14 protein-coding genes and 1 other RNA gene are annotated in these 17077 nt (G+C 66.1%); 8 read left to right on the top strand and 7 right to left on the bottom strand.

The features are described from left to right. The first annotated feature begins 1 nt into the window (after nt 1). The gene (locus ACCQ04_RS19165; RefSeq protein ID WP_226427919.1) at nt 2-829 is read left to right on the top strand and encodes a ferredoxin--NADP reductase; all 828 of its coding nucleotides are present in this window, start codon (nt 2-4) and stop codon (nt 827-829) included. Nucleotides 830-1088: 259 nt separating this feature from the next. Here ACCQ04_RS19165 and dmeF read toward each other — a convergent pair whose 3' ends face one another. After that, nucleotides 1089-2024: a CDF family Co(II)/Ni(II) efflux transporter DmeF gene (gene dmeF / locus ACCQ04_RS19160; RefSeq protein ID WP_226427920.1), complete on the bottom strand. Its 936-nt coding sequence runs from the start codon at nt 2022-2024 to the stop codon at nt 1089-1091. Between the two features lie 65 nt (nt 2025-2089). Between dmeF and ACCQ04_RS19155 the strand changes: the two genes are divergently transcribed. Together ACCQ04_RS19155 and ACCQ04_RS19150 are read left to right on the top strand one after the other, a co-directional pair. Then, the gene (locus ACCQ04_RS19155) at nt 2090-2362 is read left to right on the top strand and encodes a metal/formaldehyde-sensitive transcriptional repressor (RefSeq protein WP_039514053.1); all 273 of its coding nucleotides are present in this window, start codon (nt 2090-2092) and stop codon (nt 2360-2362) included. Between the two features lie 61 nt (nt 2363-2423). Continuing rightward, nucleotides 2424-2498: non-coding RNA, sX9 sRNA (locus ACCQ04_RS19150), on the top strand. Between the two features lie 282 nt (nt 2499-2780). On the opposite strand, the gene ACCQ04_RS19145 is transcribed toward ACCQ04_RS19150, so the two are convergent. Continuing rightward, nucleotides 2781-4346, bottom strand: a complete 1566-nt coding sequence (locus tag ACCQ04_RS19145; protein WP_372358595.1) for a GH39 family glycosyl hydrolase — start codon at nt 4344-4346, stop codon at nt 2781-2783. Nucleotides 4347-4674: 328 nt separating this feature from the next. Here ACCQ04_RS19145 and ACCQ04_RS19140 point away from each other — a divergent pair, with 328 nt between their 5' ends. From ACCQ04_RS19140 to ACCQ04_RS19120, 5 genes are read left to right on the top strand one after another with little or no spacing between them, the layout of a single operon-like run. Next, nucleotides 4675-5262, top strand: coding sequence for a hypothetical protein (locus ACCQ04_RS19140; protein WP_167710015.1), 588 nt, complete (start codon nt 4675-4677; stop codon nt 5260-5262). Beyond that, nucleotides 5259-5459, top strand: coding sequence for a helix-turn-helix transcriptional regulator (locus ACCQ04_RS19135; RefSeq protein ID WP_016903655.1), 201 nt, complete (start codon nt 5259-5261; stop codon nt 5457-5459). Before ACCQ04_RS19140 ends, ACCQ04_RS19135 begins: the two co-directional genes overlap by 4 nt. Nucleotides 5460-5519: 60 nt before the next feature. Next, nucleotides 5520-7115 (top strand): alpha/beta hydrolase, encoded by a 1596-nt coding sequence (locus ACCQ04_RS19130; RefSeq protein WP_226427922.1) that lies wholly within the window; start codon nt 5520-5522, stop codon nt 7113-7115. A 31-nt stretch (nt 7116-7146) separates the two neighbouring features. Next, entirely contained in the window at nt 7147-7893 is a 747-nt protein-coding gene (locus ACCQ04_RS19125; protein WP_024940732.1) for an ABC transporter ATP-binding protein, read from the top strand. Further along, nucleotides 7890-9083 carry an ABC transporter permease gene (locus ACCQ04_RS19120; protein ID WP_226427923.1) on the top strand — a complete coding sequence of 398 codons (1194 nt, stop codon included), beginning with the start codon at nt 7890-7892 and terminating at the stop codon, nt 9081-9083. Before ACCQ04_RS19125 ends, ACCQ04_RS19120 begins: the two co-directional genes overlap by 4 nt. Nucleotides 9084-9392: 309 nt before the next feature. On the opposite strand, the gene ACCQ04_RS19115 is transcribed toward ACCQ04_RS19120, so the two are convergent. From ACCQ04_RS19115 to ACCQ04_RS19095, 5 genes are all read right to left on the bottom strand, one after another. Further along, nucleotides 9393-10412 carry an energy transducer TonB gene (locus ACCQ04_RS19115; protein ID WP_226427924.1) on the bottom strand — a complete coding sequence of 340 codons (1020 nt, stop codon included), beginning with the start codon at nt 10410-10412 and terminating at the stop codon, nt 9393-9395. 132 nt (nt 10413-10544) lie between these two features. After that, nucleotides 10545-12110 carry a tryptophan halogenase family protein gene (locus ACCQ04_RS19110; RefSeq protein ID WP_226427925.1) on the bottom strand — a complete coding sequence of 522 codons (1566 nt, stop codon included), beginning with the start codon at nt 12108-12110 and terminating at the stop codon, nt 10545-10547. A 12-nt stretch (nt 12111-12122) separates the two neighbouring features. Then, nucleotides 12123-13136: a cupin-like domain-containing protein gene (locus ACCQ04_RS19105; RefSeq protein WP_104590275.1), complete on the bottom strand. Its 1014-nt coding sequence runs from the start codon at nt 13134-13136 to the stop codon at nt 12123-12125. Then, nucleotides 13126-13827: a SapC family protein gene (locus ACCQ04_RS19100; protein ID WP_226427926.1), complete on the bottom strand. Its 702-nt coding sequence runs from the start codon at nt 13825-13827 to the stop codon at nt 13126-13128. Before ACCQ04_RS19100 ends, ACCQ04_RS19105 begins: the two co-directional genes overlap by 11 nt. 177 nt (nt 13828-14004) lie before the next feature. After that, nucleotides 14005-17019 (bottom strand): TonB-dependent receptor, encoded by a 3015-nt coding sequence (locus tag ACCQ04_RS19095; RefSeq protein WP_184616101.1) that lies wholly within the window; start codon nt 17017-17019, stop codon nt 14005-14007. Nucleotides 17020-17077: the final 58 nt, after the last annotated feature.

Genomic DNA, 17077 nt, shown 5'->3' with positions numbered 1-17077 from the left:
GTTGCAGGCCGTTATTATAGAAGCCCGCGGGGGCAAGCCCCGATCACAGACTGTCCCAAATACGTTCGTGCCCGTTCAATTCCCCCTCAAGCTTGTCGACCGGCGCATGATTGCGCCCACCGTGGCCCACTGCCAGTTCCTGCGTGACGACGGGCAGCCGCTGGATTTCCAGCCCGGGCAGTTCATCCAGATCCATTTCGATGCCGCCGACGGCACGCCGACCAAGCGCAGCTATTCGCTGGCGACCATCCACGACCATGCGCTCGGACCGGGCGAGGCGGTGGATATCGCGGTGAGCTTCGTGCCCGGCGGCTCGGCCACCGCGCTGTTCGAAGGCCTGCAGATCGGCGACCAGTTGCAGGCCAGCGGGCCCTACGGGCGCTTCTGCCTGCCGCCGGGAGACCACAACCGGCGCTATGTGCTGATCGCCACCGGTACCGGCGTCACCCCGTACCGGTCGATGCTGCCGCTGCTGGCCGAGGCGATCGCCACCCGTGGCGTGCAGGTGCTGCTGCTGCAGGGCGCACGCACGCCGGCCGAGCTGTTGTATGGCGACGACTTCCGCGCGTTTGCCGATGCGCATCCGCAGTTCCGCTACGTGCCGTGTTTTTCGCGCGCACTGCCCGAGCAGCCGCATGCCGATGTGCGCCAGGGTTACGTGCAGCAGCAGCTGGCCGAATACGCGCCCGACGCGCAGGGCGATATCGCCTACCTGTGCGGCAACCCGGACATGGTGGACAGCTGCATCGAGGCCCTGAAGGCAGCCGGCCTGCCGAACGCGCAGATCCGCCGCGAGAAATACGTCAGCCCGGCTCCGGCCAAGATCTGAGCCAGTCGCACGGCGCCGGGCTGGCTTGCTCGGCACCCGCCGATCGCGCCCGGTGCGCGGGTCCCGATGTGTTCAAGGCCCCTCGACGGCATCGCGATGCTGTCCCGGCCATCCTCCCGCCCACTGTGCGCTGCTGCAGTCGCATCCTGTGCTCCGGCGCGTGGTGCAACTGGAGCCACTGCTGCTCGGGCTGGCATTTTCGCTGACCGCTTCCGCGCTCACTACTACAGGGCGCCGGATGCAGCGCGCCGCCGAATCGTCAGACCGCAGCCCGCGCCGCTGGCGTGCGCTGCAACTCGACGGTGATGTGCACCAGTTCTTCGTGGATCTGCAGGGCAGTGCGGACCAGGTCCGCATCGATGTCGGCCGCCGTGACCAGACTGACGACGCAGGCATAACGATCGCTGCCGACGCGCCAGACATGCAGGTCGCCGATGTCGATGGCATGCGGCAGCTCGGCAATGACCTGCTTCACTTCTTCCACCACCGGTGCATCCATCTCCGCATCCAGCAGCACGCGGCCGGTACTGCGCAGCAGCCCCCACGCCCACACGGTGACCAGCACCGCGCCGACGATGCCCATGATCGGATCCAGCCAGGTCACGCCCCAGTACATGCCGGCGAGCAGCGCGACGATCGCCAGGACCGAGGTCGCCGCATCGGCCACCACGTGTAGATATGCGGCACGCAGATTGAGATCGGCATGCCCATCGTGGTGATGACCATGCGCATGGCCATGCGAGTCGCGTAACCACCAGGCGCAGATCAGGTTGACCAGCAGGCCGATGACGGCAATGACGGTGGCTTCCTGGTACTGGATGGGCTTGGGCGAGAACAGCCGTTCCAGCGACTGGAACGCCATCAGGCCGGCCACGCCCAACAGCAGGATGGCGCTGGTATAGCCGCCCAGCACTTCGACCTTCCAGGTGCCGAAGCTGAAACGCAGGTCGTTGGCATTGCGCCGCGCGAAACGGTAGGCGAACAGTGCCAGCCCCAGCGCCAGCGCGTGCGAGCTCATATGCCAGCCATCGGCGAGCAGGGCCATGGAATTGAGCGTCCAGCCGCCGACGATTTCCACCAGCATCATGATCACGGTCAGGATGACGGCCTTGCGGGTGCTGCGCTCGGCGAGCGGGTTGGCACCGGCGAATGTGTGCAACTGCGCGCAATGCGGTGCGGCGTGCGTGATCGACATCGGAAGAGGCTCTGGCTACGATACCCCCCTATGGTATCTCAGATACCCCCAGGGGGTATATGGCAATGGCACATCTGAATCAGGACAAATCCAAACTGCTCGCCCGCGTGCGCAGGATCCGCGGGCAAGTGGAGGGGCTGGAGAAAGCCCTGGCGCAGGACGTGGACTGCACCGCCTTGCTGACGCAGGTGGCGGCGTTTCGTGGCGCTGCGCAGGGCTTGATGGTCGAGCTGCTCAGCGAGCACTTGAAGCACCACGTCGCGGCACCGGAGGCGCTGGGCGAGCGCGAACTGGCGGTCGACGACATCACCGCCATTCTCAAGACCTATCTCAAGTAAGAGCGGTCATCAAAACGACTGCGCTCACTGTCAGATAGGCGCGGCCGCTCCCGGAATCGGCATGTGCCACTCGTGCACTGCGGCTCCTCCGCGCTGTCTGCACCCGCTGGTCACTGCACGCTACGTTTTGTTTGCCGCTTCGAGTCCTGCACATCGGGTCCAAGCGATCACGCCGATTCGATTTCAACCTTGTGCGCTGCGCGGGCTGAGCGACGGCCCAGCGCGCTGGACCTTGATGATGTCGTGCCTGCAGTGTCCTGCGGCGATGCGCACGACGTGCCGCAACGCACGCGTGACGCATCCGATGTCGCAAACGATGCACGGTCGGGACATCGCGCCGAACTGCGCGCATCGTTGCGCGCACGCAATCCACCCGCAACGCCTCGCCTGATTGCAGGCGCAACGGCATGCCGGGCGCTCAGCGTGCCGACGGCTCCAGCGTCATCAGCACCACATCGTTGCTGCGCATCGGCACGCGGATCTCCACCACGCCATCGGCGCCGACGCGTACGCGCCGGTCCTGCTCGGGCGTGTCGCGCGTGGCTTGCTGCAACTGCGCCAGCTGCCGCGGCGCCAGGTCCTTGGGCATGCCCATGTCGATGTACAGCGACAGCGGATCGTTGCGCCGGTAGCCGGTCTTGCGCACCTGCAGCCGGTAGTTGCCGGCCGGCACGTGTGCCAGGCGGAAGACCAGCGCTGCGCTGTCGGTGCTGGGCACCTGTTTGGTATAGAACGGGGTATTGCTCACCGCCTGCACCGGCTGCTGCCAATCCCAGGCCAGCGCGGCGATGCGCTGGCCATCCACCGCCGCAAATGCGTGCGCATCGCGCAGCGGAACATCGCGGCCCTTGAGCGCGTTCAAGTACTTGTAGGCAAACCACGCCGGCTTGCGGATGCCCTCGCGATTCATCAGCCCGAAGCCGCCGTGGAAGGGCGTGGGCGGTGGGCCGGGTTCTTCGAACAGATCGGTGTAGGTCCAGTAGCTCATGCCCTGCACCAGGCCTTGCACCTGCTTGAGCTTGGTCAGGATGTAGGGCGCGTTGATGTAGCTGTCGTGGACGAAATCGCGCGGCGTATAGCTGCTGCTCCACTCGGTGAAGTACAGCGGCAGATCCGGAAATGGCGAGGCCTGGATCTGCACACGCACGCGGCGCACGTCGCCGACGATGGCATCCGGCGATGCCGACAGCTTGACGTCCTGCTTGCCGTCTTCATCGAGAAAGCCGCCCTCCACGCCATAGGTATGCGTGGTAACGAAGTCGATCGGCAGTTTGTGCTTGGCAACGAAGGCCAGCAGTTCCGGCACCCAGTCCGCACCGGCGGTGGAGGGGCCACCGACGCGCAGCTGCGGATCGATCGCCTTGATCGTGCGCGCGGTGTTCGCATACAGGTCGAAGTAGGCCTGCTGGTCAGCGTTCTCCCAGAAATCCTTGAGGTTGGGCTCGTTCCACACCTCGAAATACCACTGCCGCACTTCGTCGGCACCGTAGCGCGCACGGATGTGGCGCACGTACGCATCGATCAGCTGCGTCCACTTGGCCGGGTCCGGATGCGAGGTGTTGCCCTTCCAGTAGAAGAGCGTCTGTTCGGAGGTCTTCATCGCGGCGGGCGTAAAGCCCAATTCCACGAACGGACGGATGCGCTTGGCCAGCAGCGCATCGTAGAGCTGATCCAGTTTGGTCCAGTCGTAGACGAGCGTGCCGTCGACGTCTCTCACCGTGCCGAGCACGTCATGTAACACGTCGTGGAAGCGGATATAGCGAAACCCCAGCTCCTGCACCGCCGGAACCAGTTGCGCCTGGCTGTCGCTGCGGATCAAGGTGCCGGGAAAGTCCGAGCCGATCGACAGGTCGTAGAACCGGTCGACCGGCCCGGCGGCGCTGGCCAGATCCAGCTCGATCGTGCGAGGCGCCGCCTCCTGCGCCATGGCAGAGCTCGCCATGCAGCCGCTCAGTGCAATTGCCAACCAGATCTTCAGACGCATCACCGCTCCCGCCAATGTTCGATCGCGGAGCGTAACCCAGCTCCGGCCCGGTGCTGCGGACGGGCGTGCTTGGTCTTCCTGCTGCCAGCGTTGCGTGGCGATGGGCAGGGATTGCACGCTGTCGAGTGTGTAAAGGGTGCTTGACAGCCGGCCGCGCCAGGCGCATCGTGCCTGTCAAGTTGACTTGACAGGCGAAGGGAATGCGTCAGCAGCATCGGCAATGGAAGTGCATACCGGCGTGGTCGGCGCAGCGGTCGCTGCGCGGCGATTCCGGGATGGAGGGCACTGACCTTCCAGTGCGTCCATCGGCGCGCGCGAGGCAACGCGCATGACCCGCTGCAGACGCAATGCGCTACTGGCGCTCTGCCTGGGAGCCGGCCTGCTCGCCGTCAGCGCGCTCGGTCGTTGGCAACTGCTGCCGCTGAGTGCCCATCTTGCCGGGCTCTGTGCCGGCGCGGGCGTGTCCTGCCTGGTGCTGTCGCTGCTGCTCTTGCTGTCGCGCGGCAGCCTGCGCGACAGCACACGGCCGGCATTGGCGCGGCGCTATTACCGCGAATTCGGCGTGCCGATGGGCTTGTATGTGGTGGTGATGCTGTTCTGGAGATATTTGCTTGCGCATGTGGATCCGAGCTGGGCACGCGTGCTGATCGCCTTGTTGCCGGCCGTGCTGGTCGCCCTGGTGATCCGCGCGGTGGCGCGCTACGTGCGCGACTCGGACGAAATGCAGCGGCGCATCGAACTGGAGTCGATCGCCATTGCCGCCGGCCTGGTCAGCGGCGCATACATGACCGGCGGGTTCCTGCAGGCCGCCGAGTTGATCGACATCCCCGCGACGGTGGCAATGTTGTGGGTGTTTCCGATGTTGTGCGCCATCTACGGCATCACCAAAAGCATCAATGCCCGACGGTTCGAATGAATAGCCGGGTGCGCGAATTGCGCGAGGCCAGCGGCTGGTCACAGGGCGAGTTGGGCGAACGCCTGGGCGTATCGCGGCAGACCATCAATGCGCTGGAAACCGGCAAGTACGATCCCAGTCTGCCGTTGGCATTTCGCATCGCGCGTCTGTTCGGGGAATCGATCGAGCACGTCTTTCTTTACGAAGACGGGCAGTAGCCGCGCCGGTCACACCCGACCGGATGCGGCGTCAGGGGACAGGAACTATCAGGAGAGATGGTGAACATGGTGAAGCAACCCACACTGGTGGCGGCGCTGCTGATCGCATTGCTGGCAACCGGATGCCAGCCTGCGGACCAGCCGGCTGAAAACACGGCTGCCACGACCAAGACGGGCGCAGCCACGCCCGGCCTCGCGCAGCCGCAGGCCAAGCCGCAGCCCGTCACCGCCGCAGGCAATCGTTACGGCACGCTGCAATTTGCACCGTGCACGCTGAGTTCCGGCAGCGCGGCCGGCAATATCGAGGCGCAATGCGCCAGCCTGCGCGTGCCGGAAAACCCGGCCGCGCCGACCGGGCGCAGCATCGATCTGAAGATCGCCTGGCTGGAAAGCGAGGCCGGCGCCGGCAGCACGCCGGATCCGGTGTTCTTCATCGCCGGCGGACCGGGACAATCGGCCACCCAGGTCGCCGCGATCGTGGACATGGGGCTGCATGAAGTCCGCAAACGGCGTGACATCTTCCTGGTGGACCAGCGCGGCACCGGCGGTTCGCATCCGCTTGCGTGCCGCGATGCCGCCGGCAAGCCGCTCGTACTGGAAAACAGCAGCGCCGCCACCGCCGAGCAATTGACCGATTACGCACGCCAATGTGCACAAGGGCTACGCAACGATGCCGATCCGCGCTATTTCACCACCAGCGAGGCGATTGGCGATCTGGATGCGGTGCGCGCCGCACTGGGCGTGCAGACGCTCAACCTGATTGGCGGCTCCTACGGTACCCGGGTCGCACAGCACTATGCGGCGCGCTATCCGCAACACACACGCACGCTGGTGATCGATGGCGTGGCGCCAAACGATCTGGTGATCGGCGGCGAGTTCGCGCGCACGTTCGAAGACGCGATCGCGTTGCAGGCCACCCGATGCCGCAAGGACGTGGCATGCGCCAAACGCTTCCCGGTGGACACGCGCACGCAGCTACGGCAGGTGGTGGAGCGCTTGCGTCAGGCGCCGGTTGCGGTGGATTACCGCGACCCGCGCACCGGTGAACTGCACCACGAGCAGGTGACGGCCGATACCGTGGTCGGCCTGGCGTTCGGGTTTTCGTATGTGCCGCAAACCGCCTCGTTGTTGCCGCTGGTGCTGGACGAGGCGGCGGCAGGGCGTTACGCCTCGCTGATGGCGTTGGCGCAGATGAGCGCCTCGGACATGTCCGACCAGATGAATCGCCCGATGCAATGGTCTGTGCTGTGCAGCGAAGACGCCGGCCGCTACACGCCGCCATCCGGCAAGGACGACACCTTGCTGGGAGCGGAGGTGGCGCAGATGTTCTTTGCGCCCTGCAAGGCCTGGCCGACCAAGCCGACCCCGGCTGCGGACGCCGCACCGTTCAAATCCAACCTGCCGGTGTTGTTGCTGTCGGGCGAGCTGGACCCGGTGACGCCGCCGCGCTATGCCGAGCGTGTGCTGCAGGGCCTGCCCAATGGCCGTCACCTGGTGGCACCGGGGCAGGGCCACGGGGTGTTTCGACTGGGCTGCATGCCCAAGGTGCTGGGCCAGTTCCTGCAGACCGCCAATGCCAAGGCACTGGATGCGCAGTGCGTGGCCAGCCTCAACAATGTGCCCGCGTTTACCTCGTTCAACGGATGGGAACCATGAGCCGCACCGACCACGCCACGGAGGCGCACGCATGATCGTCGTCGACAAGCTGCACAAGTCGTTCAAGACCAAGACCGGGCTGGTGAAGGCGGTCGATGGGGTCAGTTTCAGTGCTGCCGATGGCCAGATCACCGGCCTGCTCGGTCCCAATGGCGCCGGCAAGACCACCACCTTGCGCATGCTCTACACGCTGATGTCGCCCGACCAGGGCAGCGTCACCGTGGATGGCGTGGATGCCGCCCGCGACCCGGTGACGGTGCGCCGCGCGCTGGGCGTGTTGCCGGATGCGCGCGGCGTCTACAAGCGGCTGACCGCGCGCGAGAACATCGCCTACTTCGGTGAGCTGCATGGCCTGTCGCGTGCGCGGATCGCCGAGCGCACGCGCCTGCTGTCGGCCGCGCTGGACATGGACGACATTCTCGACCGTCAGACCGAAGGCTTCAGCCAGGGCCAGCGCACCAAGACCGCGATTGCGCGCGCGCTGGTGCACGACCCGCGCAACGTCATCCTCGACGAGCCCACCAACGGGCTGGATGTGATGACCACGCGCGCCATGCGTGGCTTCCTGCAGCAACTGCGGGCCGAGGGGCGTTGCGTGATCTTTTCCAGCCACATCATGCAGGAGGTGGCGGCGCTGTGCGATCGCATCGTCATCGTCGCCAAGGGCACGGTGGTGGCCTGCGGCAGTGCCGACGAACTGCGCGCCAGCACCGGCGAAGACAATCTGGAGGACGCCTTCGTCAAGGCGATCGGCTCGGACGAGGGACTGCACGCATGAGCACCACATCGTTGTTGTCCACGCTATGGACGGTGCTGCGCAAGGAATTGCGCGACATCGGCCGCGATCGCCGCACGCTTGCACTGGCCTTGCTGCTGTCGCCATTGCTGTATCCGGTGCTGATCCTGGGCATGGGCGCACTGAGCGAAAGCCGTGTGCGTACGCAGATCGACAAGCCGTTGGAGATCCCCATGCTCGGCCGCGAGAACGCGCCCAATCTGGTGCGGTTCCTGGCCGCGCAGGGGCTCAATGCGGTCGATGCGCCGGCCGATCTGACCGCCGCGATCCGCAATCAGGATGTGGATGTGGCACTGCGCATCAGCGACAGCTACGCCGACGATTGGCGCGCCGGGCGCCCGGCCCTGGTGGAGGTCATCAAGGACAGCACGCGGCGCGAGGCCGACGTGCCGAGCCTGCGCCTGCAGGCTGCGCTCGGCAGCTATAGCCAGCAGGTGGGTGCACTGCGCCTGCTGGCGCGCGGTATCGATGCGCAGGTGGGCAGGCCGCTGGAAATCGCCGCGCAGGATCTGGCCACCGCCGACGCCAAGCGCGGGCAGATGATGGCGATGCTGCTGCCGGTGCTGCTGGTGATCACCTCGTTCCTGGGTGGCGCCTCGCTGATTCTGGATGCCACTGCCGGCGAGCGCGAACGCCAGTCGCTGGAACCCTTGCTGGCCACCCCGGCGCCGCGCAGTGCGATCGTCAGCGGCAAGATCGCCGCCGCCTGCGTGATCGGCATGGTGTCGCTGTTGCTGACCTTGCTGGCCTTCAAGTTGAGTGCGCAGCTGTCCACCTCGAACCTGGGCCGCCAGCTCAACGTCGGCTTCGTGCCGATGCTGCAAATGCTGTTCATCCTGGTGCCGATGCTGTTCGTCGGCACCTCGCTGCTGACCTATCTGGCCGCCGCCGCCAAGAGCATGAAGGAAGCGCAGGCGCATATGACCTGGCTGTTGCTGCTGCCGATGCTGCCGGGCTATGCGCTGATGGCGTATCCGTTGAAAACGCAGCTATGGCATTTCGCGGTGCCGTTTCTGGCGCAGAACCAGATGCTGCTCAAGGTGATCCGCCACGAGCAGATCAACGCGCAGACCTGGGCGGTGTATCTGCTGGCGGGCTTCGGTGTGGCCGCGGTGCTGTGGTACGCGGCGGTGCGGCGCTATCACCAGGAGCGGCTGGCGATTTCCGGTTGATGTTCCTTCTCCCATTGGGAGAAGGTGTCTGAAGTGCGGATGAGGGTACGGATCACCAGCAAACAAAAAGCCCGCATCGCTGCGGGCTTTTTGTTTGGTGCCCGACATTCGCCGGGAGTGCAGTGCATCGATCATCGGCAGCCATTGGCCATCAGCCAGCAATCAACAAACGATCGACCAATCAAGCGATCAACGACCAAGCAACCAAGCAACCAAGCAATCAAGCAATCAATCAAGCAATCAAGCAATCAAGCAACAGACTCACTCACTCAGCCGCATGCAGATGCACTCGATCGCCCAACGCACCACTCAACCACCGGGGTTGAACGACAGCGTGCGCCGCGTGGTCACCGGTGCGGCCACCGGTTCGAAGCGCCAGCGCTTGACCGCATTGAGCGCTTCGCGGTCGAACACGCGCGGCGGGGTGGCGCGCAGCACGCGCGAGGCGGTGATCGAGCCATCGGTGCCGACGGTGATCTCCACCAGCACTTCGCCGGAGGTCCCGGCGCGCAGCGCCTCGGGGGGATAACGCGGTGCCGGGGTGCTGATCGGGCGCAGCGACTGCGCGGCCGGTGCAGCTGCGGCAGTCGCCGGGGCCGGGCGCGGGGCGGCCGGGGTCGGAGCAGGCGTCGGGGTCTCGGCCTGACGGCGCGCCGCAGCCTGGCGTTCGGCCTCTGCGCTCTGCTGGCGGGCGGCTTCCTGTTGCGCGGCGATCTGCTGAGCAGCGGCCGCCTCGCGGGTCTGCTGCTCGGCCAGACGCTTCTGCTCGGCCGCCTGCTTGGCCTTGTCTTCGACCAGCTTCTTGGCCTGCTCGGCATCCTGCTCGGAGCGGCTGGCGGCGGTCTTCATGCCGGTCTCCAGGCCACTCTTCAGCCGCGGCAGTGCCGGTGCCTTGGGGTCGACCTTTTCGATCAACGCGATCAGGCGCTGCGCTTCGGGGAATTCTTCGCGGCTGATGCCCTGTTCGGCGGCGATCAGCGTGTACGGCAGCAGGTCGGTCAGCGCGCTGTTGACGGTGGCGTCCTGCGGCTGCTTTTCACGCAAGGCCAGGTAGTACTCCACCGCGTTGTCGCCGGCCGGGGCGTACATGCGATTGTCCTGCAAGGCCTTGGTGGCCGATGCGCGCAACTGGTCGGCGGCCATCGATTGCACCTGCGGCGACACTGCGGTGGCCGGCGTCGGCGCGGCGGCCGGTGCCGAAGGCGTGGTGCCGGTGGCAGGCGCGGTGGCGGCGGCCTTGTCGTCCTGCTTGGAGCAGGCGGCCAGGCCGACCAACAAAATGACCGGCGCGATCCGGCGTGCCATACGGCCCTGTGTCAGATCCAACATGCGTCCCCCTTACCCCGATTGCGAAAGATGCTGCGGCGAGGCCGGCCATTGTTCCCGCAATGGACGGCAAAGCGGCAATCTAGCATTGCTGGGGCGGTCTAAGCCAAGGGGGGCGCCTGCCGGGCGCAAAATTCATCGCGCTCCGGTAGCCAGCGCGGCGTTGGCCGGCAGCCGCGTGGCCGGCTCGGGCAGCGGCGGCGCAGGGCAGTAGCGGTGCAGGAAGTCCGCATGCGCAGGCAGCCGCGCCAATGCGGCATCGACCCGTGTGCGGATGGTTTCCAGGAAATGACGAAGCTCGGCATCGCCCATCAGGTCGGCCACCGGGTGGTGCTGCTTCGGCGTGATGCCCTGGCCCAGCATCACCTGCACCCAGGAATTCTCGGCAAACAGCTCGTTGGCCTGGTGGAACACCCGCCCGCTCTGGCGGAACAACTCCACCCGGTGACGCAGCGTGTCGGGGATGTCCATCGCCGCGCAATCGCGCCAGAACGGCGTGTCGCGGCGGTCGGTGGCGTGGTAATGCAGGATCACGAAATCGCGGATATGGGTGATTTCGGCGGCGGCCTGGCGGTTGTACTCGGCAATGTCGACATCGTTGATGACCTGCGGAAAGGTCTGCATCAGCCGGATGATGCCGCGCTGGATCAGATGGATGTTGGTCGATTCCAACGGCTCCAGGAAGCCGCTGGCCAGCCCCAGCGCCACGCAGTTCTTTTCCCAGACCCGATGCCGCTGATTGGGCGTGAAGCGCAGTGCGCGCGGCTGGGTCAGTGCGCGGCCGCTGAGATTGCGCTGCAGTACCTGCGCGGCGCTGTCCTGATCCATGTAGCGGCTGGAGTACACGATGCCGTTGCCGACGCGGTGCTGCAGCGGAATGCGCCACATCCAGCCCGCCTGATCGGCGCGCGAGCGGGTGTAGGGCACCGGCGCGCCGACCGATTCGGTCTGCACCGCCAGCGCGCTGTCGGCGAACAGCCACTGCGACCAGTCGTCCGTGCCCACACCCAGCGTCTTGCCGATCAGCAGGCCGGAAAAGCCGGTGCAATCCAGGAACAGATCGCCTTCCACCCGCGTGCCGTCGTCCAGCGTCAGCGCGGTGAGATAGCCGCTGTGCGCGTGGGTCTCCACGCTGCCGATGCGGCCTTCGATGCGCTGCACGCCGAAGCCTTCGCTGAAGCGGCGCAGGAAGCGCGCGTACAGGCCGGCATCCAGGTGATAGGCGTAATTCATGCCGCCATTGGGCAGATGCGCAAAGCGGCCTTCCTGCGCGGCACGCAGTTCCAGGCAGTAGTCGCCGAAGTCGCGCGCCAGGCCACGCTGCCGGCCCTTCAACCAGAAATGCTGGAAGCCCGCGCTCCAGTGATCGGTGCCGGTGTGGCCGAAGGAGTGGATGTAGTGCCGGTCCACATCGCGCCAGTGTTCGAAGCCGATGCCCAGCTTGATGGTGGCCTGCGTGGCGGCCATGAACGCGGCCTCGTCGATCTCCAGCAGGCGGTGGAAGGTGACCAGGCTGGGGATGGTGGCTTCGCCCACGCCCACGGTGCCGATCTCGTCCGACTCCACCAGCACGATCTGCAGATGCCGGCCCAGCACTTTGGATAACGCGGCGGCGGCCATCCAGCCGGCGGTGCCGCCACCGGCGATGACGACGCGGCGTACCGGGCGCTGTTGTGGGTCGCAAGAGGCGGTGTCGGTCATGGCGTCAGATCCTCAGCGATTCAGGCGTTGCAGCAACCGCGCGCGCAGGCTGCGGGCACGGGCCTCGTCCATCGGCGCCAGGACGCCGCGCGCAGACTCCGGCATGTGTGCGGCGGTGTCCGCATCGGCATCGAACACGTAATGGTCGAACACGTCCCGCCAGATCGCGCGTTGCTCGGCTGGCAGGTCGCGGAGGGTGAGCAGCGCCAGCATCAGCGCGTTCATCGGCGAATCCATGTAGGCCGGGCTCTGCCGCCACCAGAAATTCACCAGCACGTTGAACGGTGTCAGCGCTTCGACGTGATGCCACCACATGCTGGGAATGAACAATGCATCGCCCGGTTCCAGCTCGGCCACCAGCGCGTGTTCCAGCGCCTGCGCATAGCGTGGAAAGCGCTGCAGGTCCGGCGCGGCGATATCCACCAGGCTGACCGGCTGCCCGGCCGGGGTGAGATCGAGCGGGCCGATATACAGATTGGCCAATTGCTGCGGCGGAAACAGGGTAAAGCGGCGGCGCCCGGCGACCACGCAGGCCAGGTTGTCGGGCAGGTCCTGGTGGGCGGCGATGCGGGTGCGGTTGCCGATCCAGATACTGGCCAGCGGCTCGCGCTGCGGCAGCGCGATCGGGTTGTGCGCGCGCAGGCCGGGCAGGTAGGTGTCCAGCGTGGTGGAGCCGACGTAGATCGCCGGTGGCTGCGGGTTGTGCAGATCGCGCAACAAGGTCTCCAGCACCACGCCCAGCGGCACGCGCTCGGGACGGAAATTGAAGCCGCTCATGTCCGCGTTGTAGAAGAAGCGCCCGCCGATGTCCGGCGGGCCGACCTGTGCCACCACCGCTTCGCCGCGATCGAAACCGCGCAGGTAGGCGGCGGCGGCCTGCGCCGAGGTGGCGCCGGCCTGCGCCAGTGGCCAGTCGCGCACCAGCCCGCGCAATACCAACGGCGTGGTGGAGCGCAGCACGGCCGGGTCCAGCTGCTGCGGGTCCAGCCCGTGCCGTTCTTCGATGGCGCGCGGCTCAGCCAGCATGACGGCGCTGCATGCGGTCGAGCAGATGGCGGAACTGCGCGATCGAGGCCACCGCCATGTACAACGGCTCCAGATCGCCATGCCGGTGCAGGTCGAGCAAGGCCGCATCGTCGAGTGCGCGCAGGCGTTCCTCGTGCACGGCGTAGAGCCCGGTCAGACGGCATTCCAGGCCGTTCTGCAGCGTGGCCTCGAACACGAACGGTTCGAGCAAGTCGTAGCCAAGCAAGCGGTCGACGAAGGCCTCGCTCGCGGCCAGGCCATCGTGCAAGGTGCGCAACACCTGGCTGATGTGATCGAGAAACTCGCTGGTGCCGCCGTGTTCGCGAAACAGCACCTCGCCTTCGCTGCGGCTGATGCGCGGGCTGTCCAGGTCCACGTGCACCATCGGCCCGTCCTCTTGCTCGCCGATCAAAAACGGTTGCCGCTGGATCGCCAGCGGCACGTACGGCGCATCCCAGCGCGCGCCGTCCAGGAACAGGTTCTCGCCCAGGCGTAATCCCAGCAATGCCAGCGGCTGAAAACTGCGCTCGCCGCTGCGATGGAACACGATCGGGTACTGCGCCTGCAGTTGGCGGAACTCCTGCGGAAAGGTCGCGGCCGACATCACGTCGTCGCCGTAGGCGGCGCCGTGCGTGGTGATCACGCGCAGGTCGCGGTGATCGAGGTTGTTCAACAACACGGCATTGGTCATGGGGGGAAAGAAACATCACGCGGGGCGCGTGGCCCATGCTTGGACAGTTGCTTCGGCATGGCAAGTCCCGGATGCGACACATCCGGGAAACGCCACGAGAGCGCCGTGCGAAACGCCCCGGCAGACTCGCTGCCGGGAGCGCTTAAAAGAACATCACTGCATGACCAACGCGCTGCATCACCAGAACTTGTAACGCACGCCCAGCATGTAGCGCGGGCCGGTCTGGGTGGCGTAGATGATCTGGTTCGGGTGACGGCCGTGCTGGCGCTGCACCTCGTCGGTGAGGTTGATCGCCTCCAGGCTCAGCGACAGGTTCTCGGTCCACTGGTAACCGATGCTCAGGTCCAGCTGGCCATAGGCTTCGGTGTAGACCGGGTTGGGCTGGCCGCTGCCGTCGAAGCGTGCAGCCAGGAACTCGTCGCGCCAGTTGTAGGCCGCACGCACCTGCCACTTGTCCCGGTCGTAGAAGCCGACCACGTTGGCCGAATCGCTCAGCCCTTCCAGCGCGAACTGCTCGCCGATCACGTAGTTGTCGTAGGTCAGACCGGAGTCGACCATGGTGTAGTTGGCCGACACGCCAAAGCCGCTGTCGCCGAACATGTGCTGCAGGTTGAATTCCCAACCGTCCAGCGAGGCCGAGCGCTGGTTGGCCGGCGCGGTGATGGCGAAGTTGGCCACCGGATCGCCCGGCTGCCCGCTGATCACGCCGGTGGCGTTGCCGTTGGAGTCGTCCGGCCCGCGCACCACACCCGGCGCACCGCCGCGGTTGCGGAAGATGTAGTTGCGGATGCAGGTCAGGTCGGCCGAGGCGCAGCCGTTGCCCAGCGCTTCGTTCCAGTACGCACCACCCACTGGCGTGTTCAGGCCCAGCGAGGTGTCGTTGCGCGTGGTCACGCCGATGTAGTTGTCGATGTTCTTGCGGAAGAAGCCCACCGAGGCGTAGCTGGCATCGCTGTAGTACCACTCCAGCGAAAAATCGATGTTGTGCGAAAGCAGCGGCTTCAGGCCGGGATTGCCTTCCTGGCCGGTGCCGCCTTCCAGGCGCGCGATCTGGTTGAGCGTCTGCCCGCCCTGGATGTCGCCCCAGCCGGGCCGGCCGATGGTTTCGCCGTAGCTGCCGCGCAGCACCAGATCCTCGGTGAGCTTGAAGCTCAGGTCCAGGCTGGGCAGCCAGTATTCGTATTTGCCGCTGCCGCTGGCGAACGCCGAGTCGGCCAGGCGGATCGGCAACTCGTTGTTGGCGACCCAGTCGATGCCCACCGCCACCGGCACCAGTGCCTGCGCCTCCACCTTGGTTTCTTCGTAACGCACACCGGCGGCCAGGCTGATCGGCACGCGCAGATCGTCCCAGCTGTTGTTCCACTGCAGGTAGGCGTTCTTGGATTTTTCGGTCACGCGGCGGTCGGTGGTGAACACCGGCGAGGTGCGGTACAGCGCATCGTCGCCGGCCACCTGCGCGGCCGCCTGGCGGGCACGTTCGAAGTCGAACAGGAACAGCTGGTTGAACTGCGCCGGATTGCCGCTGCCGTCGATCGCATCGAAGTACTGCGCAAACGAACTGGGGATCCACAGATCGTCCGGATAATCGGCCGCGGTGCCGGCACCGCCCCAGGTGTCGCGCTGCACGTTGGAGAATGCCGAGCGGTTCTTGACCTCGGTGCTGCCGATGCCGAACTTCAACTGCGAATAATTTTCGAAGGTGAAGTCGCCGTTGACCTGGGCCTGGTCGATCTCCGACTTCATGTAGCTGTTGCGGAACGCCGAGCCGGTGACCAAGGTGCGCGACGGATCCAGCCCGGTCAGGCCGAAGCCCAACTGCTGCTGCAACACCGGGAAATCCTTGCTGAAATCCACCACCGAGGTGCCGCGGTAGAAACCGGACACGCCCAGCGAATTGCTGGAACCGAACGGGCTGTCCGCACCGGCTTCTGCGGTGGAGCGGTGGATGTCGAAGTTGAGCTTGAACTGGTCATTCACCGCCCAATCCACGTTGAAGCCCAGCGACTTGTTCTGGTTGCGCGTGGCCGCATTGGAGCCGGCGGTGGCCAGATCGCTGGTGGCCGGATTGACGATCTCCGAATAGCTCACCGGCCCGGCGACCGGGCCATTGGTCCAGGCGCTGGCCGACGGCCCATAGTTGAACCACACCGACATCTCGTTGCGCTGCTGCTGGATCTTGTTTTCCGAATAGGTGTAATCCAGCGTCGTGGTGACGTTGTCCAGCGGCTTGTACTGCAGCGTCAACTGGCCGTTGGTGCGCTGGCGCTCGACGCCGACCACGCGGTAGTTGAGGTTCTGCGGCACCGAGTAGATGTCATTCGGGCCGGGGCGGTTGACGATGTTTTCCGAGCCCGGTGTACCCGGCTGCGGGATGGTGCCGTAGGCGGTGGAATCGCCGCGGAACGAGCGCCAGCCGTTGGGCACGCCGACCTGGCTATAGCCGAAGTCGCGTTCCTGGTAGCTGCCGCTCAGCGATACGCCGAAGCGCCCATCGGCCGAGGTGTTGCTGAAGATGCCGGAGATTTCCGGGGTCAGCGCATCGCCCTGCAGGCGTCCGGGCAGATTCTCGTTGGAGCTGTCGTGTACGCCCTTGAGGCCGACGTTGGCATGCAGGCCCGGGTTGTCCAGCGGCCGGCTGGTCTTGATGTTGATGGTCGCACCGATGCCGCCGGTGGGCGTGCTGGCGCGGCTGGTCTTGAACACCTCGATGCCGGAGATCGACTCCGACGCCAGGTTGGCGAAGTCGAACGCGCGCGAATTGGAGGCGTTGGATTCCTCGATGCTGGCGCCCGGCATCTGCCGGCCGTTCAACAGCACCAGGTTGAAGTCCGGGCCGACGCCGCGCACGGTGACGCGCGAGCCTTCGCCCAGCGAACGGTCGATCGACACGCCGCTGATACGTTGCAGCGACTCGGCCAGATTGGTATCGGGGAACTTGCCGATGTCTTCGGCCACGATGCCGTCGACGATGCCTTGCGCATCGCGCTTGACGTTCATCGACGAGGTCAGGCTGCCGCGGATACCGGTGACCTGCACCGCATCGAGCGTGGCGGGATCGGCCTGGCTCGCGCCGGGGACGGTGGATGCGGACTGCGGTGCCGGCGCGGTCTGCGCGGCCAGCGGCGTCGACAGGGCAAACAGCAGGGCAGACGTCAGACGCCGCGTGCGCGGCAGGGTGCGTGGCTCTCTCACAATGATTTCTTCCCCAAATGAAGATAGCCGGCCCCAGAGAGGACAGGCGAAGGTCGAT

This window comes from Xanthomonas sp. NCPPB 2866 (assembly GCF_041475745.2).
Lineage (GTDB): Bacteria > Pseudomonadota > Gammaproteobacteria > Xanthomonadales > Xanthomonadaceae > Xanthomonas > Xanthomonas arboricola.
Note: the sequence above shows the minus strand (reverse complement) of the source record. Positions and strands in the feature narration are given on the sequence as shown.

Bases quoted from the DNA above. Each gene is read 5' to 3' on its own strand.
- ACCQ04_RS19125 (WP_024940732.1), top strand. From the start codon at position 7,147: ATGATCGTCGTCGACAAGCTGCACAAGTCGTTCAAGACCAAGACCGGG.
- ACCQ04_RS19100 (WP_226427926.1), bottom strand. From the start codon at position 13,827: ATGACCAATGCCGTGTTGTTGAACAACCTCGATCACCGCGACCTGCGC.
- ACCQ04_RS19105 (WP_104590275.1), bottom strand. From the start codon at position 13,136: ATGCTGGCTGAGCCGCGCGCCATCGAAGAACGGCACGGGCTGGACCCG.
- dmeF (WP_226427920.1), bottom strand. From the start codon at position 2,024: ATGTCGATCACGCACGCCGCACCGCATTGCGCGCAGTTGCACACATTC.
- ACCQ04_RS19155 (WP_039514053.1), top strand. From the start codon at position 2,090: ATGGCACATCTGAATCAGGACAAATCCAAACTGCTCGCCCGCGTGCGC.
- ACCQ04_RS19135 (WP_016903655.1), top strand. From the start codon at position 5,259: ATGAATAGCCGGGTGCGCGAATTGCGCGAGGCCAGCGGCTGGTCACAG.
- ACCQ04_RS19120 (WP_226427923.1), top strand. From the start codon at position 7,890: ATGAGCACCACATCGTTGTTGTCCACGCTATGGACGGTGCTGCGCAAG.
- ACCQ04_RS19140 (WP_167710015.1), top strand. From the start codon at position 4,675: ATGACCCGCTGCAGACGCAATGCGCTACTGGCGCTCTGCCTGGGAGCC.
- ACCQ04_RS19115 (WP_226427924.1), bottom strand. From the start codon at position 10,412: ATGTTGGATCTGACACAGGGCCGTATGGCACGCCGGATCGCGCCGGTC.
- ACCQ04_RS19110 (WP_226427925.1), bottom strand. From the start codon at position 12,110: ATGACCGACACCGCCTCTTGCGACCCACAACAGCGCCCGGTACGCCGC.
- ACCQ04_RS19145 (WP_372358595.1), bottom strand. From the start codon at position 4,346: ATGCGTCTGAAGATCTGGTTGGCAATTGCACTGAGCGGCTGCATGGCG.